This is a genomic window from Mesorhizobium sp. M0074 (assembly GCF_040322975.1).
Taxonomy (GTDB): domain Bacteria; phylum Pseudomonadota; class Alphaproteobacteria; order Rhizobiales; family Rhizobiaceae; genus Mesorhizobium.
The window spans coordinates 469421-490258 of record NZ_JAMYUM010000001.1; the positions used below are offsets into that span (position 1 = coordinate 469421).

Sequence of the window (20838 nt, forward strand, 5' to 3'; positions counted from 1 at the left end):
GATTGACCCTTATGCCAGACGACAGCCGCACCGCCGAAACCAGGCCCTCTCCCGACGCGCTGCTCGAGCATGCCGAGCGGGAGGAGCGCGGTCGCCTGAGGATATTTCTCGGCGCCGCCCCCGGTGTCGGCAAGACCTACGAGATGCTGATGTCGGGCCGCGCCAGGCTGGCCGACGGGGTCGACGTGGTGATCGGCATCGTCGAGACGCACGGCCGCAAGGAAACCCAGACGCTGGTCGAAGGCTACGAGGTCATTCCTCGCCTTGAGATCGATTACAAGGGGCGGATCCTTGAGGAGATGAATCTCGACGCCATCCTCGCCCGGCACCCGGCGCTAGTTCTGGTCGACGAACTCGCCCACACCAACGTCGCCGGCAGCCGTCACCCCAAGCGCTATCTCGACGTCCAGGAAATCCTGACGCACGGCATCGATGTCTACACGACGCTGAATATCCAGCACGTCGAGAGCCTGAACGATGTCGTGGCGCAGATCACCCGCGTCAGGGTGCGGGAAACTGTCCCCGACTCCATAATCGACCAGGCCGACGACATCGAGATCATCGACCTCACCCCCGACGATCTGATCAAACGGCTTGAGGAAGGCAAGGTCTACATCCCCAGCACCGCCCAGCGCGCCATCGAGAACTATTTCTCGCCGGGCAATCTGACGGCGCTCCGGGAATTGGCGCTCCGCCGCACTGCCCAGCGGGTCGACGAGCAGTTGCTGACCCACATGCAGGCCCACGCGATACCCGGGCCTTGGGCGGCGGGGGAAAGGGTTCTCGTCTGCGTCGATGCGCGTCCGGGCGGGGCGGCCCGTGTACGCTATGCGCGGAGGTTGGCCGACCGGCTCCGCGCCCCTTGGACGGCGCTTCATGTCGATACCCCTCATTCAGCGGCCATGCCCGAGGAGGACAAGGATCGGCTGGCGACGCAGCTGCGCCTTGCCGAGCAGCTCGGTGCCGAGGTGACGACCATTCCGGGTCAGAACGTCGCGCAAGACATCGTTCGGCATGCGACGGCGAACAACTTCACCCATATCGTGATCGGCAGGCCGACCCGATCGCGCTGGCGGGAATTGATCGAAGGCTCGCTCACTTACGATCTCATCCGCAATGCCGGCGACATCAGCGTCCATGTCATTTCGGGAAACGAACGCAACGCCGAGGCGACGTCGAGGACCGTCAAGGCGGCGGACGAGCAGTGGCAGTTCGAGATCTGGCCTTATCTCAGGGCCACGGCCTATGTTGTTGGCTCGCTCGCCTTCGCCGTTCTTCTCGACCAGTTTCTCGACGTCCGCAATCTGGCGATCATCTTTCTCATTGGGGTCCTGACGTCGGCGGTGACCGGCGGTCTCTGGCCGGCTTTGTATGCCTGCCTCATCAGCGCCATTGCCTTCAACTATTTCTTCCTGGAACCACGCTACACGCTGACGATCGAGGATCCGGAGAGCATCGTTGCGCTGGCTGTCTTCCTGGTTGTTGCGGTCATTGCCAGCAATCTAACAGCGCGCGTGCAGCGTCAGGCGGTCGCTGCGCGCTCGCGGGCACGCGCCACAGAAGATATTTATCTCTTCTCAAAGAAGCTCGCCGGCGCTGGGACGCTTGATGACGTTCTCTGGGCGACTGCCTTCCAGATCGCCTCGATGCTGAAGCTGCGCGTGGTGCTGCTTCTGCCGGAGAACGGCACAATTGCGGTCAAAGCCGGCTACCCACCCGACGACACGCTGGCCGAGGCCGACATCGCAGCAGCCCGCTGGGCCTGGGAGCATAACCGCGCCGCCGGGCGCGGCGCCGACACGCTGCCCGGAGCAAAGCGCCTCTATCTGCCCTTGCGGACCGGACGCACGGCGGTGGGCGTTGTCGGCCTCGACAACGACAAGCAAGGTCCGCTGCTGACACCCGAGCAGCAGCGTCTGCTCGATGCGCTCGCCGACCAGGCGGCGGTCGCCATCGAGCGCATCCAGCTCGTCGCCGATGTTGACCGGGCCAAGCTCGCGGCCGAGGCAGACCGTCTGCGCTCGGCCTTGCTCACCTCCATTTCCCACGATTTGAAGACGCCACTTGCCGCCATCATGGGCGCGGCCGGAACACTCAGGGACTTCGAGGCCGCACTTCCCGAGCAGGACCGGACGGAACTGCTGTCGACCGTGCTCGATGAAGCGGAGAGGCTTAACCGCTTCATTGCCAATCTGCTCGATATGACCAAGATCGAATCCGGCACGATGGAGCCGAACTATGCGTTTCACTATCTCGGCGACATTGTCGGTTCAGCTCTGTATCGGGCCCGCAAATTCGTCGGCGAGCATAAGACCGAGATCGACATTCCATCGGATCTGCCGATGTTGCGGGTCGACCCCGTTCTGTTCGAACAGGTGCTGTTCAACCTCCTCGACAATGCTGCAAAATACGCGCCGCCAGGTTCGACGATCCGCCTGCAAGCCTGGGCCGACAACGGCTTCGTCATCCTGCAGATCATGGATGAGGGACCAGGCATTCCGCCAGCGGATCTAGAGCGCGTTTTCGACACTTTCTACCGTGTGCGCAAGGGTGACCAGGTGCGTGCCGGCACGGGGCTCGGCCTGTCGATTTGCCGCGGCTTCATCGAAGCGATGGGCGGGACGCTCTTGGCGGCAAACAGGTCCGACCGCTCGGGGGCGGTTTTCACGATCAAGATGCAACTGGTGCCGGCGGAACTGCCCAATCTCGGCGAACCCGAGACGGGCCATCAAAATATGGACGATCTGGCATGACGAGCCTGGACGTCAGGATATTGGTGGTCGACGACGAACCGCCGATCCGGAAACTGCTTCGCGTCGGGCTTGGCAGCCAAGGCTATGCGATCAGCGAGGCGCCGAACGCCAGGGCGGCGATTGAACTCATCGAGACGGAAAAGCCGGACCTTGTGCTGCTCGATCTCGGCCTCCCCGGCATGAGCGGCCATGATTTGCTGCGCAAATGGCGGGATGATGGCCTGGACATTCCCGTGGTTATTCTTTCCAGCCGCACTGATGAGGCCGGCATCGTGTCCGCCCTCGAACTCGGCGCCGACGACTATGTCACCAAGCCGTTCGGTATGAACGAGCTTGTCGCACGCATCCGCGTAGCGCTTCGCCACAAGTTTCAGCAGCAGGGTGAGAGACCGGTGTTCCAAACCGGCGACCTCTCCGTCGATCTGGTGAAGCGCGTCGTCAAGGTCGAGGACAAGGAGATAAAGCTCTCGCCGAAGGAATACGACATTCTTCGCACCTTGGTGCAGCACGCCGGCAAGGTTCTCACCCACCAGTTCCTGCTGAAGCAGGTCTGGGGCGATTCCACCGACGTTCAATATCTCAGAGTCTACGTCCGGCAGATCAGGCAAAAGATCGAAAAAACGCCCGACCAGCCCCGCTATATCACCACCGAGACCGGCGTTGGATACCGGCTGCGCGAAATCGATTGACGCGACGAGCATCCGAAGCCGAAATGCCTCTTCCAATCCGCTTCAAATCAGCGGCGGCCATGGTGTCGCCGGACAAAAGCCCTATATTAAGGAAAGATCGGTTTTGTGCGGGAATGAATGGATGTCACGGCTTCGTCTATTGACGTTTTTAGGGTCGGCAATGCTGACCGCGGCGATGCTGTCGGGCGTAAATCCTGCTGCATCGGCACAGGTCGTCAGTCCCGCCGACCGCAACGTGTTGATCCAGCAGGACCAGTTGCAGATGTTGGAGAACAGGCTGCGGCGGCAGCAATACCAGCAGCAGCAACAGCAGTACCGTGCCCAGGATCGCCAAATCCCAACACCGCAACGGCAGGAGGTGCCGCAGATGAGGCCAACTTGCCAGTTGCTGCCGTCGGGGAGCGGCTTTGTCAGCACCTGCCGCTGACGACCGGCCCTTTCCATTTATTTAGCCGACTTATGTGGAAACCGCTCCGCTTGCGCCCCATTGAAAGCGGGCGAGTTTGCAACGCTGCCCTTGCCGTCTGGGCACCGATTCGACTGGATTATCGAATGGCAGCCAGCAAGAAGAAGGTCGTACGCAAGGCAAGGAAGGGCGACGGGGTTCGCCAGGTCGCGGCGATTCCCTTTCGGCTGAACGAGCATAGCGATGTCGAGGTGATGCTGGTCACATCGCGAACGACGAGGCGCTTCATCGTGCCGAAGGGCTGGCCGATGAAGGGCAAGAGCGGCCGCAAGGCGGCCACTGTCGAAGCACAGGAAGAAGCCGGCGTTCTCGGCAAGACACTGAAACAACCGGCCGGCACCTATTGCTACTGGAAGCGGCTGGCAAACCGCTTCGTCCGTGTCGACGTCGTCGTCTATTTGCTGGAAGTAACCGAGGAACTTGCCGACTGGCAGGAAGCCAGGAGGCGTCAGCGTGCGTGGCTGGCACCAGCCGACGCGGCGTTGCTCATCGACGAGCCGGATCTTTCGACGCTGGTGAGGAACATCAGGATTGCCGAGCTGGAGCATAATCCCAAAAAGCAGGGTCCGGCGTTCGGAAAAGATCCCGCTCAATAGAAGATGGAGGCCTGCCCCGACTGTGTCGGGATGGAATTGGTTCCAGCGCCCGCCGCCGCCGTCTCTTGAACCGATGCCTCACTGACTGCCATCGTCTTCCTCGGGCAGAGGCCGCGCCGGCGTGCCGGTATAGGCCCACAGCCATTCGCGCGGCAGCGGCCCCTTGTTGCGGTCGCTTTCCTGCGACTGTTCCCACGCATGTGCGAGGATGCCGACCGAGCGCGACAGCACGAAAAGGCCGCGCGTCAGCGGCGGCGGAAAGCCGAGCTCGCCGTAGATGACGGCCGTGGCGCCGTCGATATTGAGCGGGATTTTTTTGCCCTTGCGCCGCGCCACCTCGGCCTCGATCGCCTCGGCGATATCGGCGAAGCGCCCGCTGACGATGCCGCGCGCGGCAAAGTCGCGGGTTAGCTCGATGAGGCGGGGCGCCCGCGGGTCGACCGGATGGAAACGATGGCCGAGCCCGGGCACATAACCGTTTTCCCCGGCAAGGAAACGATCGAGCCGCGCCGACACGGCGTCCGCAAGCGGCATGCCGGCGTCCAGTTCGGCAGCGATGTCTCCGTAGAAGGAAAGCGCCTGTTCGCCGGCGCCGCCATGCACATCGCCAAGCACGTTGACGGCTGATGCCATGGCGCTGTTGATGCCGACGCCGCAGGTGATCGCCATACGGGCGATGGCGATCGACGGCGCCTGCGGCCCATGGTCGACGGCAGCACCCAGCGCGATGCCAAGCAGCGCCGCCTGCTCCTCGCTTGGCGTTTCGCCGCGCAGCATGAGCCAGATCATTGCCGGAAAGCTGACGCGACCGATCAGATCCTGGATTTCATAGCCGCGCAGCCGGATGACGCCGGGGCGCATCTCGATGATGCCGGTCTGCCACCATTCCTCGCCGCGCGCGCGACCAGTCTTGTTTTGCGTTCCGCTCATGCCTTCGCTCTTTTCTTGGCGCGTGGCGGCAGGTCGGCAAAAACCTCGTCCATATGCTCGCCCAGCCCCGGCGGCGGCCTGCTCGGCAAAGGTGCCTTGCCATCGACCATGAAGCCGCCGCGCACCACGGTCAGCGGCTTGTCCATTCCGGACACAGCCTGGAAGCGCGCCGTCATGCCGCGCTCGATCACCTGTTGCTCCTGCAGTATCTGCGGGATTGTCAGCACCCGGCCTGCCGGCACGCCGGCGCGATTGAACGTCTCCTCCCAGGCGGCGGCCGAGCCGCTCGCCAAGGCATCCTCGATCAGCGCTTTCAATGCAATGCGGTTCTGCTTGCGCGTTTCTCGCTCGGCAAAGCGGACATCCGAGGCCAGCTCCGGCCGGCCGATCAATCGGCACAGCGCGATGAACTGCTCCTGCTTGTTGGCTGCGATGTTGAGCAAGCCGTCGCCGGTGCGAAACGCGCCAGACGGTGCGGCCGTCATGTTTTCATTGCCCATCGGCTGCGGCTCGACGTCCGCCGTCAGATAGTTCGACACCGGCCAGCCGAGCGCAGAAAGCGTGCATTCGAGCATCGACACGTCCAGGAACGCGCCCTCGCCTGTCGTCTTCTGCTTGACCAATGCGGCGGTAATGGCGAACGCCCCGACCAGCCCGCCAAGCGTATCGGCAACCGGATAGCCGACACGCAGCGGCGCCGTTTCCGGTGTACCGGTGATGCTCATAATCCCGGAAAGACCCTGGATGATCTGGTCGTAGGCTGGATTGTCGCGCATCGGCCCGGTCTGGCCGAAGCCCGATATCGCACAATAGACAAGGCTTGGCCGGACCTCCTTCAGCCTGGCATGGCCAAGCCCCAGCCGGTCCATTACGCCGGGGCGGAAATTCTCGACCAGCGCGTCGGCCGAAGCGACCAGATCGAGGAAGCGTTCGCGGCCGGCCTCCTGCTTGAGATCGAGCGCCACCGAGCGTTTGCCGGCATTCTGCGCCAGGAACGAAGCGCCCATGCCCGCCCGGTTGAGCTCCGGCGAGGCGCCGAGCTGGCGCGCCAGATCACCGCCTTGCGGCGTCTCGACCTTGATGACGTCGGCCCCGAGCAACGCCAGCTGGTAGGCGCAATAGGGGCCGGCCAGCACATTGGTCAGGTCAAGAACGCGGATGCCGGAAAGCAGGTCTGTCATGACGTCACGAACAGCTCAGGCATCGCCCGGCACGTGCTCCGGTCCACGCATGCGTCTGTGCTCGATGTAGGCCCAGATATGCGGTCCAACCAGCCCGATGAAGGCCAGCGTCAGCAGCGTCAGCGACAGCGGATGCTTGTAGAACACCGTCCAATCGCCGTTGGAGATGGTCATCGCGCGGCGGAACTGCGTTTCCGCAAGCGGCCCGAGAATCATGCCGATGATGACGGGCGCGGTCGGGAAATCGAAACGCCGCATCAGAAAGCCGGCGGCACCGAGCAGATAGAGGATGACGAGGTCGATCGGCGATTGCGAGATGCCGTAAGTGCCAACCGTGGCGAACACCAGGATGCCGGCATAGAGTTGCGGGGCCGGGATCTTCAGCAATCGCACCCAGAGCCCGATCAGCGGCAGGTTGAGGACGACGAGGATGAAATTGGCGATGAACAGGCTGGCGATCAGCCCCCACACCAGGTCGGCCTGTGTCGTCAGCAGCAGCGGCCCCGGATTGATACCGTAGCTCTGGAACGCCGACAGCATGATCGCGGCCGTCGCCGAGGTCGGCAGGCCGAGCGTCAGCATCGGCACCAGCACGCCGGCCGCGGATGCATTGTTGGCGGCCTCCGGCCCGGCAACGCCCTCGATGGCGCCGACGGTGCCGAACTCCTCCTTGTGTCTGGAGAGTTTCTTCTCGATCGCATAGGACAGGAAGGTCGGGATTTCGGCGCCGCCGGCCGGCATGGCGCCTATCGGGAAGCCGATCAGGGCGCCGCGCAGCCATGGCCTCCACGAGCGCGACCATTCGGCCGCGGTCATATAGAGCGACCCTTTCAACGGCACGATATCGTCCTTACCGGCATAACGGCGCGAGGCCATGTAAAGCGTCTCGCCAACGGCGAACAGGCCAACGGCGACGACGATGACGTCGACGCCGTCGAGCAATTCGCTCGTGCCGAAGGTGAAGCGCGGCTGCCCCGTCTGCAGGTCGACGCCTATCATGCCGACGACGAAGCCGACGAACAGGCTGGTCAGGCCGCGCACCGACGACGAGCCGAGCACTGCCGAAACCGTGATGAAGGCCAGCACCATCAGCGAGAAATATTCGGCCGGGCCGAAGGCCAGCGCGAATTTGACGACGATCGGCGCCAGGAAGGCAACGCCGATGGTGCCCAGCGTGCCGGCGACGAAGGAGCCGATCGCCGAGGTCGCCAGGGCCGCACCGCCGCGGCCGGAGCGGGCCATCCGGTTGCCTTCCAGCGCGGTGACGATGGTGGCGCTTTCGCCAGGCGTGTTGAGCAGGATCGATGTCGTCGAGCCGCCATACATGGCGCCGTAGTAGATGCCGGCAAACAGGATGAAGGACGCCTCCGGCGCCACCTGATAGGTGATCGGCAACAGCAGCGCGATGGTCAGTGCCGGCCCGAGGCCGGGCAGCACGCCGATCGCAGTCCCCAGCGTGGTGCCGACCAGGCACCATATGAGATTGATCGGCGAGAAGGCGACCGAAAATCCGTGCGCGAGATGGCCGAGCGTTTCCATGGCGTCAGCCCCTCAGCATGGCAACGACCGAATCGACGATCGCGTTCAGCTGGTTTTCGATGAAGCCGGCGCCGATATTGACGCCAAGCGCCCTGGCAAAGCCGAAATAGGCGGCCAGCGCCAGGATCAGCCCGAGCAGCACGTCACGCAGCGGACGCCGGCTGCCGAAACCGTGGCAGATGAGAACGAACATGATGACAGATGCAGCGGTAAAGCCGAGCGGCTGGATTAGCACCAGATTGGCGATCAGTCCGAGGGCGACGATGCCCATCGCCTTCCAGTCGGTCGGCGTCTCCTTTTCGTCCTCCGGCTGCCATCCGCCCCGCAAGGCGGCAATGATGAGCAGCAGCGACAGGATCATCATCCCGGTCATGGTGATGTAGGGAAAGACGGTCGGACCGACCTTGGAATAGAGCGGCGACACCGGGATTGCCAGCGTCTGCCAGGCAACCGCACCGGCACAGGCGAGGAGCCCGACGCCGATCAGTAGTTCGGGCACTGCAAGGCGCGGCGGCGCCGGCTGGTCGCTGGTGCTCATCATCGTCCTCCCAATGTCGGTCCCTTCGGGCCGGTTCTCCTTGGACCGGTCTCACTCGGCCGATCTCGGCGTAGTTTCACCTCCGGCGCCGCGTATGTCCATGCGGCTGGCGAAAGTCGGCAAGGGTTGGCGCAGGCTGCCGCCCCTTGCCGAGAGCATCACGCTAGGCCGAGGTCCTTGAGGATCGTCCCGATGCGGGCCGTGTCTTCTGCGACGAATTTCGCATAATCGTCACCGGTGAGCAGGATCTGCGTCCAGTTGCGGTTCTTGCATTCGGTGGCCCAGGCGTCGCTCTTGGCCATGGTCTCGATCAGCTTGATCATTGCTGCCTTGTCGGCGTCCGAGACGCCGGGCGGTGCGAAGACGCCACGCCAGTTGAACAGCTCGACATCTATGCCGGCTTCCTTCATCGTCGGCGCATCGATTCCCTCCTGGCGTTTATCTGCGGAGATGGCCAGCAGCCGCAGCGCACCCGCCTTGACCTGTTCGGCGAACTCGCCATAGCCGGAGATGCCGGCCGCGACCTGGTTGCCGAGCAGCGCCGAGAGCGCCTCGCCACCGCCGGCAAACGGCACATAGGAGAGATTGGTGGCCGGAACACCGACGGTCTTGGCGATGAGGCCGAACAAGATGTGGTCCGAGCCGCCGGCCGAACCGCCGGCAACGGGAACCTGCGTCGGGTCGGCCTTGAGGGCAGCAACGAAGTCGGCCGCAGTCTTGAACGGCGAGGCGGCCGGCACCACCAGCGCCTCGAACTCGCCGGTGAGGCGGGCGATCGGCGTGACCTCGGTAAGGTTGTTGGCCGCCTTGTTGGCGATAATGGCGCCGACCATGACCATGCCGGCCACCATCAGTGCATTGCCCTTGCCGTTCCACTGGTTGACGAACTGCGGCAGGCCGACGGTGCCGCCGGCGCCGCCAACATTGGTAATCTGCGAGCCGGAGATCAGCTTTTCGCTGCGCAGCACCTGGTCCATGGCGCGCGCCGTCTGGTCCCAACCGCCGCCCGGCGCCGCCGGCACGAAGATCTGCAGCTGCGGTGCGTCCTGCGCGAAAGCGGGGATAAAATGCGATGCCGCGAGCCCGGCAGCACCTGCCGCCGCGGTGCTCATCAAGAATCGGCGTCTGTTCAGCATGGGATTCCTCCAAATCGCGACACCTCCTCCGGTGCCTGCCAGAAACGTGGCCTGACTTCAGACCCGCTCGATAAAATTCATGCAGAGTTTGCGTCCTCCTGTCAAAGACAGAACACTTCGCATGCGGCACAATCGGCCTGCGCGATTTTCAGGCTGGCGAACCGGACGCCCGAAGACGACGTGGCAGGCAGTGCCAAACAGCATCCGTCAGGGTTGCCGCTCCAGCAGGATGGTCGGCTTGCCTTGGTAGACGGTTCGCAGCACTTCGCCATAACCGCATTTTGCCGCGACGTTCAGCGAGCCGGTGTTTTCCGGATCGATGATGCAGACGGTCTTCGCGGCTGCAAATGCCTCATCGCCCCAGGCAAGCACCCGTGCGACGACTTCGCTGGCCAACCCGTGGCCATGCGCGCCCGCAACCAGAGCCCAGCCGGTCTCCGGAATGCCCTCGATCGAGGGCGTCATGTCGCGTTTCAGATCGTGAAAGCCGGCCTCGCCGATGAAGCGGCCGGTGGCCTTTTCCTCGATCGCCCAGAAGCCGTAGCCCAGAAGCGACCACAGGCCGGCGTGGCGCAGGAAGCGCATCCAGCTTTCCTCCCGCGTGCGCGGCTTGCCGCCGATAAAGCGGGTGACGACGGGATCGGCCCACATCGCGACGTAGGCGTCGAAATCGTCAAGCCGGTGCGGCCGCAGGACCGTGCGCGAGGTCTCAATCACTGGGGCGACAATTGTATGCGGACTGGCCATGGTCATGTCTCGGTTGTGTTGCCGGTGCCTAATGCAGGTCTTCCAAAAGTGGGGACAGCGACACGCTCGAGACGGGAAATCCAAATCCGTTGCGAAAAACAAGAGCCAAGGCTGTGTAGATCATCTTCCAGGCTGATGTGAATCCTGCCAGGCGGTGTTAGTTTTTCTCCAGTACTGGTTCAGGCGCATTGGGTTTCGGCGCTGCCGTCCGACAGAGGGGAACAGCATGGACACCACCGACCTTGTGCTTGCCATCTTCCATCATCTGCTGGTGTTTTCGCTGGCAGGCATCATCGGCGCCGAGTTCGTCCTGATCCGCAGCGACTTGTCCGCCGCGACGCTGAAGCGGCTTGTCGGCATCGATCGCCACTACGGCATCATCGCCATGCTGATCATCGTCGCCGGCATCGGCCGCGTCATCCATGGTCTCAAGGGCTGGGAATTCTACGTCTACAACTGGATGTTCTGGGCAAAGATGGCCGCTTTCGCAATTGTCGGCCTGTTGTCGATTATCCCGACCGTCCGATTCCTGTCCTGGAACAGGCAGGCGAGCGCCAGTCCCGGCTTCCAGGTGCCTGCGGCGGAGCTAGCGTCCGTTCGCACCTATGTCCGCACCGAGGCATCGATCTTCCTATTGATCCCGGTGTTCGCGGCGGCGATGGCGCGCGGCTATGGCTACTAGCATAGGTTGGAGGAAGGGCATCGCACGGCCCATCCTTCCCACTCATTTGCGCGGATAGACGTGCAGTTTGCCGTTTGAGCCCGATTGTCATTTGTCGGGTTGCGCTAGTTATTGCTCCATCTACAGTCGGTTTTAGAGGAATCCGCGCAGCGGTTGGCAATCATATCCTGGGAGGAAACACGATGCGAAAATTCGTCGCCGCGCTGGCTGTCGCTGCGGCCGCCATGCTTTACCCACCGGCCGCTGGCGCGCAGACCTACCCCGAACGCACCATCACCATTGTCGTGCCGTTTTCGGCCGGCGGCCCTACTGACACCGTCACGCGTCTTGTCGCGGAAGCCATGTCGAAGGACCTCGGCCAGCAGGTCATCGTCGAGAATGTCGGCGGCGCCGGCGGCACACTGGGCGCGGGCCGCGTCGCAAATGCCGAGCCTGACGGCTACACGCTGCTCCTCCATCACATCGGCATGGCGACGAGTGCTACGCTCTACAGAAAGCTCGCCTACGACACGCTGAACGCATTCGAATATGTCGGCCTCGTCACCGAGGTGCCGATGACCATCGTCGGCCGCAAGGACCTCGAGCCGACCGATCTGAAGGGGCTGGTCGACTACGCCAAGGCCAACAAGGACAGCATCACCGTTGCCAATGCCGGGATCGGTGCCGCCTCGCATCTGTGCGGCATGCTGTTTATGAGCGCCATCGGCACGCCGCTGGTCACCGTACCCTATAAGGGCACCGGCCCGGCCATGACCGATCTTCTCGGCGGCCAGGTCGACATCATGTGCGACCAGACGACCAATACCACCAAGCAGATCCAGGGCGGCACGATCAAGGCTTATGCCGTAACCTCGCCGCAACGGCTAGACGTGCTGCCGGACGTGCCGACGACGATAGAGGCCGGTCTTCCCCAGGTGCAGGTCGGCATCTGGCACGGCATCTATGCACCCAAGGGCACGCCGGCCGAGATCACCGAACGCCTGTCGAAATCTCTGCAGGTGGCGCTGAAGGACCAGAACGTCGTCGCCAGATTTGCCGAACTCGGCACCAAGCCGTCGCCCGAGGCCGATGCCACGCCGGCCGCGCTCAAGGCCAAGCTGGAAAGTGAGATTGCGCGCTGGAAGCCGATCATCGAAGCGGCCGGCCAGTACGCCGACTAAAGGTTTTCAACGGGGCGCCGCCAGCGCCCCGTTTTTACACCGGCATCGGCACGCCCGTGAGGCGGGCCGGGAGGACGCCATGAAACCTTTCGCAATCGACAGAACCAACGGCATATGCGCCGCGCTGTTGATCTTTATTGGCGCCTTTTTCGCGCTGCAGTCGCTGGGCCTCGAAATCGGCACCGCCTTTCGCATGGGGCCGGGCTATTTCCCCCTGGTTCTGGCGATCGTGCTCATTCTGCTCGGCGCCGTCATCCTAGTCGAGGCAGTGCGCTTCGAGAGTGAGCCGATCGGTTACATTGCGTGGCGCGGCATGCTGTTCATCCTGCCTGCTCCGATCTTCTTCGGCCTGACGGTGCGCGGCCTCGGCTTCATCCCGTCGATCTTCCTGACGGCGCTGATCGCATCTTTCGGTAGCGGCCGTATGAAGCCGCTGACTGCACTCGTGCTGTCAGCCGGCCTGACGCTGTTCGCATTCGTCGTCTTCAGCTACGCACTCGGCCTGCCGTTTCGGCGTTTCGGCCCGTGGTTGCCACTGTCGTTGTGAGGAGATGAAATGGAACTCCTCAACAACCTCGCACTCGGCTTTTCGACAGCCACATCTTTGGCAAACCTCGGTTTCTGCCTGATCGGCGTCCTTCTCGGCACGCTGATTGGCGTTCTGCCCGGCATCGGTGCCACCGCAACCATCGCCATGCTGTTGCCGATCACCTTCCAGATCGGCGACCCGGTTTCCTCTCTCATCATGCTCGCCGGCATCTATTACGGCGCGCAGTATGGCGGCTCGACCACCGCCATTCTCATCAACATGCCCGGCGAATCCTCGTCGGCCGTCACCGCAATCGACGGCTATCAGATGGCCAGGAACGGCCGCGCCGGAGCAGCCCTGGCGACCGCGGCGATAGGCTCGTTCTTTGCCGGCACGGTGTCGACCTTCCTCGTCGCCATCTTTGCCCCACCGCTGACGGCGATAGCGCTGAGATTCGGCGCGGCCGAGTATTTTTCGCTGATGATCGTCGGCCTGGTCTCGTCCGTCGCGCTCGCCCACGGCTCGATCGTCAAGGCGCTGGCTATGGTCGTGCTCGGCCTGCTGCTGGGACTTGTCGGCACCGATATCTACACCGGTACGCCCCGCTTCACACTCGGTATCCGCGAATATGCCGACGGGCTGAATTTCGTCGCAGTGGCGGTCGGTGTCTTCGGCGTCGCCGAGATACTGCGCAACCTCGAAAACGAGCATGAGCGTTCCGTGCTGATCCGAAAGATCTCCGGCCTTATGCCGACCCGCGAAGATTTTCGGCGCATGGCGGCTCCCATCGTGCGCGGAACGATCATCGGTTCGGCGCTCGGCATCCTGCCGGGAGGCGGCGCGATCCTTGCCGCCTTTGCCTCCTACACCGTCGAAAAACGTGTCTCGAAAAATCCCGGGGAATTCGGCAAGGGCGCCATCGAAGGCGTCGCCGGACCGGAATCGGCCAACAATGCCGGCGCCCAAACCTCCTTCATCCCGATGCTGACGCTCGGCATTCCGGCCAACCCGGTAATGGCGCTGATGATCGGCGCGATGATCATCCAGGGCATCGTGCCCGGCCCCAATGTCGCCATCGAACAGCCTGCACTGTTTTGGGGTATCATCACCTCGATGTGGATCGGCAATCTGATGCTGATCATCTTGAACCTGCCGCTGATCGGGCTTTGGGTGAAACTTCTTACCATCCCCTACTATGTGCTCTTCCCGATCATCATGGCGTTCTGCTCGATCGGCGTTTACAGCGTCAACACCAACGTCTACGACCTCTATGCCGTCGCCTTCTTCGGCTTGCTTGGCTACCTCCTGACCAAGCTGCGCTGCGAACCTGCGCCGCTGCTGCTCGGCTTCGTGCTCGGCCCGCTGCTCGAGGAAAACCTACGCCGCGCCATGATCCTCTCGCGCGGCGATCCGAGCACCTTCGTGACGCGGCCGATCAGCGCCAGCCTGCTCCTCATCGCGCTTGCCGTGCTCGTCATCGTGTTTCTCCCCGCGGTCAGGAAGAAGCGCGAGGAGGTGTTCGTCGAGGAGAGTTCCTCGTATGTGGACGGCGCCACATACGAGGAACTTCAGAGTCACTTGCCGGGCACTGACTCAGTAGCCGCTTCTACTGGCCCGAGCGGCGCGATCTCGACCAGCGGTGCAGGCACGCTGGTCGTCTTTTCCTTGGCCTTGCAGATATCGGCGATGACGCAGGCCGGGCAATCCGGCTTGCGCGCCTTGCAGACATAGCGGCCGTGCAGGATCAGCCAATGATGCGCGTGCCGCATATATTCATCCGGAATGATCTTCAGGAAACCTTGCTCGACCTGTTCCGGCGTCTTGCCCGGCGCCAGGCCGAGCCTGTTACCGATGCGGAAGATGTGCGTGTCGACCGCCATCGTATGCTGGCCGAATGCCACGTTGAGCACGACGTTGGCGGTCTTGCGGCCGACACCCGGCAGCTCGACCAGTTGATCGCGATCCTCAGGCACCTCGCCGCCATGGTCGCGGATCAGCGCCTCCGACAGCGCGATGACGTTCTTGGCCTTGTTGCGCCATAGCCCGATGGTGCGGATATGGTCGCCGAGCTTGGCCTCGCCTAGCGCCAGCATCTTTTGCGGCGTGTCGGCGATTTTGAACAGCGCCCGCGTCGCCTTGTTGACGCCGGCGTCCGTCGCCTGAGCCGAAAGCACCACCGCCACCAACAGCGTGAAGGCGTTGATATGTTCGAGCTCGCCCCTCGGTTCCGGCCGCTGAACGGAAAAGCGCCGGAAAATCTCATGCACCTCGGCCGCGCTGTAAAGCGCCCGCGATCTCGCCGGCCGCGGACGCGGCTTGACGTTCGAGCCGTCGCGGCGGCCGGGCAACAGGTCTTTTTTTAGCGCAGAAGAGTTTTTGGGCTTGGGGCTTGTCATTGCCTTCCTATAATATTCCCCAATGAGCGACACAAACGCCTCATTTCAGGCCGACGAGCCATTTTTCCAGGCGCTGCTGACACCGCACCGGTCGCTGGGCAAGACCGGCTTTGCCATCCTGATGGGCGCCCTGCTGTTCGGCTGGCTGGTGACCGGAGCTTTTTTCTGTCGCGCGGCGCCTGGCCGGTGTTCGGCTTCTTCGGCCTCGACGTGATCGCCGTCTACATCGCCTTCCGCGCCAATTATCGTGCCGCCCGGGCTCGCGAGGAGGTATCGGTGTCGCGCACCAGCCTCGACATCCGCAAGACTGCCCCGTCAGGCAAATCGGAAGCACACCGCTTCAATCCGTTCTGGGCGCGCTTTTCGATCGCCCGCCACGCCGAGATCGGCATCACCAGAATGGCGGTCGAGGCGCAAGGAAAAACCGTCTCGATCGGCGGCTTCCTCAACCCTGCCGACCGCGAAAGTTTTGCCACCGCATTTTCGCGCGCTCTGGCAGCCGCCAAGGCGCGCTGAGCCAGCGTTTCAGAACCGATAGCGCAACAGCCTGCCGATCTTGCGCAATGCTGGAATATATTTCCAAAGGCGAACGAACAGTTTCGCGAACCAGCGCATGCGAGCGGCATGTTCCGGCTTATAGGCAGGGATGTCCTCGACGAACCGCAGCTTCGGAACGGCTCGCTCCAATTCATGCGGGTTCTCGATGCTCCAGTGGACCTCGGCGCCGGTGGCGCGGAAGGAGGAATTGAGGCGAATGATCTTCAGTCCCAGGCGACTATAGTCAGGCCTTCCGCCACGACTATGGCCGGGCGATCCCGAGGTACTTTGTTCAGCCATCCAGGTTCGGTGACCGACGAAGCGATCAGATGGTAGTGATCCCGCACTGGATAGAGCTTGCGCCTGAGATCGATGACTTCGGGATAGTCGACGTCGAACCAGTCCACGCCGGCTGGCGGGTCGATACGGAATATGCGCGTATCGAGCCCACACCCGAGATGCAGTACGATGGCGTCAGGATTTCGGGCGAGAAAGTCCTGAACGCAGACGTCCAGCGTCTTTGCCCTGATTGCTAGACCGATGCCGAGATTGTTGTCGACCTTGAGCCGTGAGAAATCATAGTCGATGTTGCGCACCGCCTCGTCGGCAAAGTAGTCCCTGAGCAGCGAATTGGGCAGCCGGCTCTCCAGCGCCTTGCCGTAAAGTGTCAAAAGCAAAGTCTCCTTTGCCCCGGTCAGGTTTACTTTTTCACCAGCCACGACCGTCCTCCCCATTCAAAGCCCAGCTCTATCTGGGTACATGCCGCGGGAAAGCAAGTTTCGGGTGGTGATCGGCGCCGCGAAGGACGATATTCGCACTCAAGGAGATACTGCCATGAACGCCCAAATGCCTCTCAAAACGACAGCAATCCTTCAGAAAGACATCACGCCTGAAGGTGGAGACTACGAAATCGTCCGTCGTGCCATCGAAAAGATCAGCCTCGACTATCGCGACCAGCCTTCGTTGGAAGTGCTGGCCGAGGAGGTCGGCGAGACGCCGACCGGGCTGCAGAAGCTGTTCACCCGCTGGGCCGGCCTGTCGCCCAAGGCTTTTCTGCAGGCCGTCACCCTCGATCATGCGCGCAAGCTGCTCGATGCCGGCATGCCGCTGCTTGAAACCTCGTTCGAACTCGGCATGTCCGGCCCAGGCCGGCTGCACGATCTGTTCGTCACCCACGAAGCGATGTCGCCGGGCGATTACAAGACCCGCGGCGCAGGGCTCACCATCCGCTACGGCTATCATATCTCGCCTTTCGGCATCGCGCTGATCATGGTGACGGACCGCGGCCTTGCCGGCCTCGCCTTCAACGACCCAGGCGGCGAGCGTGCGGCCTTTGCCGACATGTCCAGCCGCTGGCCGAATGCGACCTATGTCGAGGACATGGCTGCAACGGCGCCCTATGCCGCGCGCATCTTCGATCCGACGCTGTGGCGCGCCGACCAGCCGCTGCGCGTCGTCATGATCGGCACCGACTTCCAGGTCCGCGTCTGGGAAGCCTTGCTGCGTATTCCGATGGGCCAGGCCTGCACCTATTCCTCAATCGCCGCGCGCATCGGCGCACCGAGCGCCAGCCGGGCTGTCGGTGCCGCGGTCGGTGCCAATCCGATGTCCTTCGTCGTGCCGTGCCACCGGGCTCTCGGCAAGTCCGGCGCGCTGACCGGCTACCATTGGGGCCTGACCCGCAAACGCGCCATCCTCGGCTGGGAGGCGGGACAGGTCTCTTCTTGAATAGCCAACAAATGGAACGATAGGAGCGATGCAAGGACCGCTAGGGTGACAAGCAGCGATCTTACGGAGTAGCTTCCCGCGCAATTAGAGTGGTATGCGCTAGCGGGAGGCACTTCTTGATCGTCGTCATCGGCTCCATCAATCTCGATCTCATCGCAAGTGTCGACCGCTTGCCCGGTCCCGGCGAGACCGTGCGCGGCTCCGGTTTCGCTACCGCCCCCGGCGGCAAGGGCGCCAACCAGGCGCTGGCCGCCGCCCGCGCCGGCGCCAAGGTGCGCATGGTCGGCGCGGTCGGCAAGGACAGCTTCGCCAGCGACGCTCTGGCGCTGCTGCGCGACGGCAAGATCGACCTGTCCGGCGTCGGCGAGACCTTTGCCTCGACCGGTACCGCGTTGATCATGGTCGGCGCCGACGGCGAGAACGTGATCGCCGTTGTGCCGGGCGCCAATGATTCGGTCGTGCCGGGTGACCTTTCCAAGGCTTTCGTAAAAAACGGCGACGTCGTGCTGCTGCAACTGGAGATCCCGCTGCAGACCGTCGAGGCAGCACTCGACGCGGCAAGCACGGCCGGCGCGATCACAGTGCTCAACACCGCACCTTTCCATGGCGACGCGGCCGGCTTCCTCGGCAAGGCCGACTATCTCGTCGCCAACGAAACCGAGTTCGACCTCTACGGCGAAGCGCTGTCGTTGAATGGCCGCGACCGCCCGGCACGGATGCGCGACTATGCCGCGAGAACCGGGCGCACCATCGTCGTCACGCTTGGCGCGGACGGCGTTCTGGCGGCAACGCCGGACGATCTCCTGATGGTTCCGGCGCTGAAGATCAGTCCGCTCGATACGGTCGGCGCCGGCGACACGTTCTGCGGCTATTTTGCAGCCGGGCTGGCAGCCGGCCTGCCGCTCGACCAGGCGCTTGCCCGCGCTGCCGCAGCCGGTTCGCTGGCCTGCCTGAAGGCCGGTGCACAGCCGGCCATCCCGCTGGCCAGGGACGTCGATGCCGCCCTGCAGAAATCTGCAGGCTAAAGCGGGATGACAGCCATGCGCCCGACGACGAAGCACGCGGTGCCGCCCGCCGGCGACATCTGCCGCCTGTCTGCCGTGGAGCTTGCCGGGAAGATCAGGCGCCGGCAGCTTTCGGTGCGCGAAGTGGTCGCGGCATTCCTCGACAGGATCGAGGCGGTGAACCCGCTGGTCAACGCTATCGTTTCATTGCGTGAGCGTGCCGACATCCTGCGCGAGGCCGACAGCGCTGACGCTCATCTGGCGCGAGGAGGAGATACCGGATCGCTGTTCGGCCTGCCGATCGCGATCAAGGATCTTGCGCTGACAAAAGGCCTGAGAACCGCCTTCGGCTCGCCGATCTTCGCCGATTTCGTGCCTGAGGAAGACGACTTCTTCGTCGAGCGCGTCCGCAAGGCCGGCGCGATCATCATCGGCAAGACCAACGTTCCCGAATTCGGGCTCGGCTCCAACACCTACAACACCGTGTTCGGACAGACGCTCAACGCATTTGACCCGGCGCTGACCGCCGGCGGCTCGAGCGGCGGTGCGGCGGTCGCGCTGGCGCTCGACATGGTTCCCGTTGCCGATGGCAGCGATTTTGGCGGTTCCCTGCGCAATCCCGCTGCCTACAACAATGTCTATGGCTTCCGTCCATCGCAGGGATTGGTGCCGGCCGGCCCTGACCTTGATGTGTTTCTTGCGCAAATGGGCGTCGAAGGGCCGATGGGGCGTAACGTGCGTGACATGGCGTTGCTGCTCGACGTTCAGGCCGGTTATCATCCTCGCGCGCCGCTGTCGCATGATAAGCCAGGCTCGTTCCTCGAAGGGCTGGAAGCACCGGCGGCCGGCGGGCGCATCGCCTGGCTCGGCGATCTCGAAGGCCATCTGCCGGTTGAAGCAGGCATTCTACAGCTTTGCGAGGCAGCACTCGACCGGTTCGCGGTTGTATCCTTCGAGGCCGAGCCGCTGATGCCGGGATGCGACTTCGAAGCCCTGTGGCAGGCCTTTGTAACGCTTCGCCAGGCGAGCAGCGGTTGTGCACTCAAGGCGCATTACGACGATCCCTCGAAACGCAGTCTGCTGAAGCCGGAGGCCGTTTGGGAGGTGGAACATGCACTGCGCCTCACCGCGCCGCAGATCCACGCCGCCACGGTGAGGCGCTCGTCCTGGCATCGAATGCTGCTGTCGCTCTTCGAGCGTTTCGACCTGATTGCGCTGCCAGCCGCACAGGTCTTTCCCTTCGATGTCGTCACCCACTGGCCAAGGGAAGTGGCCGGGCGTGCCATGGACAGCTATCATCGCTGGATGCAGGTTTCAGCGTTCGCCACGCTGGGCGGCTGCCCGGCGGTCAACGTACCGGCGGGCTTCGACGCCAGGGGCAGGCCGATGGGCATGCAATTGATCGGGCGGCCGCGCGGTGACCTCTCAGTGCTGAGGGCGGCTGCGGCCTATGAGGCAACGCTGCCATGGCAGGCCGGCGCCTGCTGAAATCAACTCCGCATTGTCGGCGCCGACTTGCACGCAACTCATCGCCATGCATTGATCGCGACAGCGCGCCGCACGAGCGGCATCTGTGGAGGGAAAAAATGTCGCTGGAACTCTACGCCACCTATGTCGTCGCCTGCATCGTCATCATCCTGGTGCCGGGGCCGACGGTGACGCTGATCATTGCCAACAGCATCCGCCACGGCTCGCGCGCCGGGCTCGCCAATGTCGCCGGCACCCAGGCCGGGCTAGCCATCATGATCGCCATCGTCGGCATCGGGCTGACCTCGCTGATCGCCGGCATGGGCCACTGGTTCGAATGGGTCCGGCTGATCGGCGCCGCTTACCTGATCTGGATGGGCGTGCAGATGTTCCGCTCGAAAGGCAAGCTTAACGCCGACGGATCGGCAAAAAGGCCGCGTGGCGGCTTCTTTTTGCAGGGGCTGCTGGTGGCGATCAGCAATCCAAAGACACTGGTGTTCTTCGGCGCCTTCTTTCCGCAGTTCATCGCGCCTGAAGGCAATTACGCGTTACAGATCGGCGTCATGGGTTTCACTGCGATGATCTTCGCCGCCGTCTCGGATTCGACCTACGCGCTGGCCGCCGGCCGCGCCGGACGCCTGCTGTCGGCCGGCCGCGTCAAGCTCTTGTCGAGGATCAGCGGCAGCTTCCTGGTCGGCGGCGGCCTGTGGCTGGCGTTTTCCAAGGCGAAGTAACGGCCGCGAGCCCGGCGACGCCAACA

General features: G+C 63.4%; 19 protein-coding genes and 2 pseudogenes. 13 read left to right on the forward strand and 8 right to left on the reverse strand.

The genetic code is table 11. From position 1 onward, the window contains the following. The first annotated feature begins 11 nt into the window (after positions 1 to 11). The 4 genes from NKJ73_RS02320 to NKJ73_RS02335 all read left to right on the forward strand — a co-directional run bounded on the left by NKJ73_RS02320 (position 12) and on the right by NKJ73_RS02335 (position 4504). On the forward strand, positions 12 to 2753 hold the full coding sequence (locus NKJ73_RS02320; RefSeq protein ID WP_352568206.1) for a DUF4118 domain-containing protein: 2742 nt from the start codon (positions 12 to 14) through the stop codon (positions 2751 to 2753). After that, positions 2750 to 3442 carry a response regulator transcription factor gene (locus tag NKJ73_RS02325; RefSeq protein ID WP_352454001.1) on the forward strand — a complete coding sequence of 231 codons (693 nt, stop codon included), beginning with the start codon at positions 2750 to 2752 and terminating at the stop codon, positions 3440 to 3442. The genes NKJ73_RS02320 and NKJ73_RS02325 overlap by 4 nt, the downstream gene beginning before the upstream one ends. Next, entirely contained in the window at positions 3414 to 3869 is a 456-nt protein-coding gene (locus NKJ73_RS02330) for a hypothetical protein (RefSeq protein ID WP_352568207.1), read from the forward strand. Before NKJ73_RS02325 ends, NKJ73_RS02330 begins: the two co-directional genes overlap by 29 nt. Before the next feature lie 125 nt (positions 3870 to 3994). Next, positions 3995 to 4504 (forward strand): NUDIX hydrolase, encoded by a 510-nt coding sequence (locus tag NKJ73_RS02335; RefSeq protein ID WP_352568209.1) that lies wholly within the window; start codon positions 3995 to 3997, stop codon positions 4502 to 4504. A 78-nt stretch (positions 4505 to 4582) separates the two neighbouring features. On the opposite strand, the gene NKJ73_RS02340 is transcribed toward NKJ73_RS02335, so the two are convergent. From NKJ73_RS02340 to NKJ73_RS02365, 6 genes are all read right to left on the reverse strand, one after another. After that, the gene (locus tag NKJ73_RS02340) at positions 4583 to 5434 is read right to left on the reverse strand and encodes a citryl-CoA lyase (protein WP_352465928.1); all 852 of its coding nucleotides are present in this window, start codon (positions 5432 to 5434) and stop codon (positions 4583 to 4585) included. Next, positions 5431 to 6615, reverse strand: coding sequence for a CaiB/BaiF CoA transferase family protein (locus NKJ73_RS02345; protein ID WP_352568210.1), 1185 nt, complete (start codon positions 6613 to 6615; stop codon positions 5431 to 5433). The genes NKJ73_RS02340 and NKJ73_RS02345 overlap by 4 nt, the downstream gene beginning before the upstream one ends. 15 nt (positions 6616 to 6630) lie before the next feature. Further along, positions 6631 to 8154, reverse strand: coding sequence for a tripartite tricarboxylate transporter permease (locus NKJ73_RS02350; protein ID WP_352568211.1), 1524 nt, complete (start codon positions 8152 to 8154; stop codon positions 6631 to 6633). A gap of 4 nt (positions 8155 to 8158) precedes the next feature. Next, positions 8159 to 8692, reverse strand: coding sequence for a tripartite tricarboxylate transporter TctB family protein (locus tag NKJ73_RS02355; RefSeq protein ID WP_352453996.1), 534 nt, complete (start codon positions 8690 to 8692; stop codon positions 8159 to 8161). A gap of 158 nt (positions 8693 to 8850) precedes the next feature. Further along, entirely contained in the window at positions 8851 to 9828 is a 978-nt protein-coding gene (locus tag NKJ73_RS02360) for a Bug family tripartite tricarboxylate transporter substrate binding protein (protein ID WP_352568212.1), read from the reverse strand. A 207-nt stretch (positions 9829 to 10035) separates the two neighbouring features. Next, positions 10036 to 10575 carry a GNAT family N-acetyltransferase gene (locus NKJ73_RS02365; RefSeq protein WP_352568213.1) on the reverse strand — a complete coding sequence of 180 codons (540 nt, stop codon included), beginning with the start codon at positions 10573 to 10575 and terminating at the stop codon, positions 10036 to 10038. Between the two features lie 226 nt (positions 10576 to 10801). Here NKJ73_RS02365 and NKJ73_RS02370 point away from each other — a divergent pair, with 226 nt between their 5' ends. The 4 genes and pseudogenes from NKJ73_RS02370 to NKJ73_RS02385 form a co-directional block, all read left to right on the forward strand. Then, on the forward strand, positions 10802 to 11257 hold the full coding sequence (locus NKJ73_RS02370; protein ID WP_352568214.1) for a DUF2214 family protein: 456 nt from the start codon (positions 10802 to 10804) through the stop codon (positions 11255 to 11257). A 182-nt stretch (positions 11258 to 11439) separates the two neighbouring features. Continuing rightward, entirely contained in the window at positions 11440 to 12417 is a 978-nt protein-coding gene (locus NKJ73_RS02375; RefSeq protein ID WP_352453992.1) for a tripartite tricarboxylate transporter substrate-binding protein, read from the forward strand. A 79-nt stretch (positions 12418 to 12496) separates the two neighbouring features. After that, positions 12497 to 12964, forward strand: a complete 468-nt coding sequence (locus NKJ73_RS02380) for a tripartite tricarboxylate transporter TctB family protein (RefSeq protein ID WP_352568215.1) — start codon at positions 12497 to 12499, stop codon at positions 12962 to 12964. Positions 12965 to 12973: 9 nt separating this feature from the next. Further along, positions 12974 to 14476 (forward strand): annotated as a pseudogene (locus NKJ73_RS02385) (tripartite tricarboxylate transporter permease); the annotation flags it as partial. A 44-nt stretch (positions 14477 to 14520) separates the two neighbouring features. On the opposite strand, the gene nth reads toward NKJ73_RS02385, so the two are convergent. After that, entirely contained in the window at positions 14521 to 15342 is an 822-nt protein-coding gene (nth, locus tag NKJ73_RS02390) for an endonuclease III (protein WP_023675282.1), read from the reverse strand. Positions 15343 to 15364: 22 nt separating this feature from the next. On the opposite strand from nth, the pseudogene NKJ73_RS02395 reads away from it, so the two are divergent. After that, a pseudogene (locus tag NKJ73_RS02395) lies at positions 15365 to 15858 on the forward strand (DUF2244 domain-containing protein). Between the two features lie 245 nt (positions 15859 to 16103). Here NKJ73_RS02395 and NKJ73_RS02400 read toward each other — a convergent pair. Continuing rightward, positions 16104 to 16598, reverse strand: coding sequence for a class I SAM-dependent methyltransferase (locus NKJ73_RS02400; RefSeq protein ID WP_352568216.1), 495 nt, complete (start codon positions 16596 to 16598; stop codon positions 16104 to 16106). 115 nt (positions 16599 to 16713) lie between these two features. Between NKJ73_RS02400 and NKJ73_RS02405 the strand changes: the two genes are divergently transcribed. The 4 genes from NKJ73_RS02405 (at position 16714) to NKJ73_RS02420 (ending at position 20812) form a co-directional block, all read left to right on the forward strand. After that, complete coding sequence (locus NKJ73_RS02405) at positions 16714 to 17607, forward strand: methylated-DNA--[protein]-cysteine S-methyltransferase (RefSeq protein ID WP_352568217.1); 894 nt, start codon at positions 16714 to 16716, stop codon at positions 17605 to 17607. 116 nt (positions 17608 to 17723) lie between these two features. Then, positions 17724 to 18632 carry a ribokinase gene (locus NKJ73_RS02410; RefSeq protein WP_352568218.1) on the forward strand — a complete coding sequence of 303 codons (909 nt, stop codon included), beginning with the start codon at positions 17724 to 17726 and terminating at the stop codon, positions 18630 to 18632. Between the two features lie 6 nt (positions 18633 to 18638). Beyond that, positions 18639 to 20099, forward strand: a complete 1461-nt coding sequence (locus tag NKJ73_RS02415; RefSeq protein WP_352568220.1) for an amidase — start codon at positions 18639 to 18641, stop codon at positions 20097 to 20099. Between the two features lie 98 nt (positions 20100 to 20197). Beyond that, entirely contained in the window at positions 20198 to 20812 is a 615-nt protein-coding gene (locus NKJ73_RS02420; protein ID WP_352568222.1) for a LysE family translocator, read from the forward strand. Positions 20813 to 20838 lie beyond the last annotated feature (26 nt).

Bases quoted from the DNA above. Each gene is read 5' to 3' on its own strand.
- NKJ73_RS02370 (WP_352568214.1), top strand. From the start codon at position 10,802: ATGGACACCACCGACCTTGTGCTTGCCATCTTCCATCATCTGCTGGTG.
- NKJ73_RS02355 (WP_352453996.1), bottom strand. From the start codon at position 8,692: ATGAGCACCAGCGACCAGCCGGCGCCGCCGCGCCTTGCAGTGCCCGAA.
- NKJ73_RS02325 (WP_352454001.1), top strand. From the start codon at position 2,750: ATGACGAGCCTGGACGTCAGGATATTGGTGGTCGACGACGAACCGCCG.
- NKJ73_RS02340 (WP_352465928.1), bottom strand. From the start codon at position 5,434: ATGAGCGGAACGCAAAACAAGACTGGTCGCGCGCGCGGCGAGGAATGG.
- NKJ73_RS02415 (WP_352568220.1), top strand. From the start codon at position 18,639: ATGACAGCCATGCGCCCGACGACGAAGCACGCGGTGCCGCCCGCCGGC.
- NKJ73_RS02320 (WP_352568206.1), top strand. From the start codon at position 12: ATGCCAGACGACAGCCGCACCGCCGAAACCAGGCCCTCTCCCGACGCG.
- NKJ73_RS02405 (WP_352568217.1), top strand. From the start codon at position 16,714: ATGAACGCCCAAATGCCTCTCAAAACGACAGCAATCCTTCAGAAAGAC.
- NKJ73_RS02360 (WP_352568212.1), bottom strand. From the start codon at position 9,828: ATGCTGAACAGACGCCGATTCTTGATGAGCACCGCGGCGGCAGGTGCT.
- NKJ73_RS02365 (WP_352568213.1), bottom strand. From the start codon at position 10,575: ATGGCCAGTCCGCATACAATTGTCGCCCCAGTGATTGAGACCTCGCGC.
- NKJ73_RS02375 (WP_352453992.1), top strand. From the start codon at position 11,440: ATGCGAAAATTCGTCGCCGCGCTGGCTGTCGCTGCGGCCGCCATGCTT.
- NKJ73_RS02345 (WP_352568210.1), bottom strand. From the start codon at position 6,615: ATGACAGACCTGCTTTCCGGCATCCGCGTTCTTGACCTGACCAATGTG.
- NKJ73_RS02420 (WP_352568222.1), top strand. From the start codon at position 20,198: ATGTCGCTGGAACTCTACGCCACCTATGTCGTCGCCTGCATCGTCATC.
- NKJ73_RS02335 (WP_352568209.1), top strand. From the start codon at position 3,995: ATGGCAGCCAGCAAGAAGAAGGTCGTACGCAAGGCAAGGAAGGGCGAC.
- nth (WP_023675282.1), bottom strand. From the start codon at position 15,342: ATGACAAGCCCCAAGCCCAAAAACTCTTCTGCGCTAAAAAAAGACCTG.
- NKJ73_RS02350 (WP_352568211.1), bottom strand. From the start codon at position 8,154: ATGGAAACGCTCGGCCATCTCGCGCACGGATTTTCGGTCGCCTTCTCG.
- NKJ73_RS02380 (WP_352568215.1), top strand. From the start codon at position 12,497: ATGAAACCTTTCGCAATCGACAGAACCAACGGCATATGCGCCGCGCTG.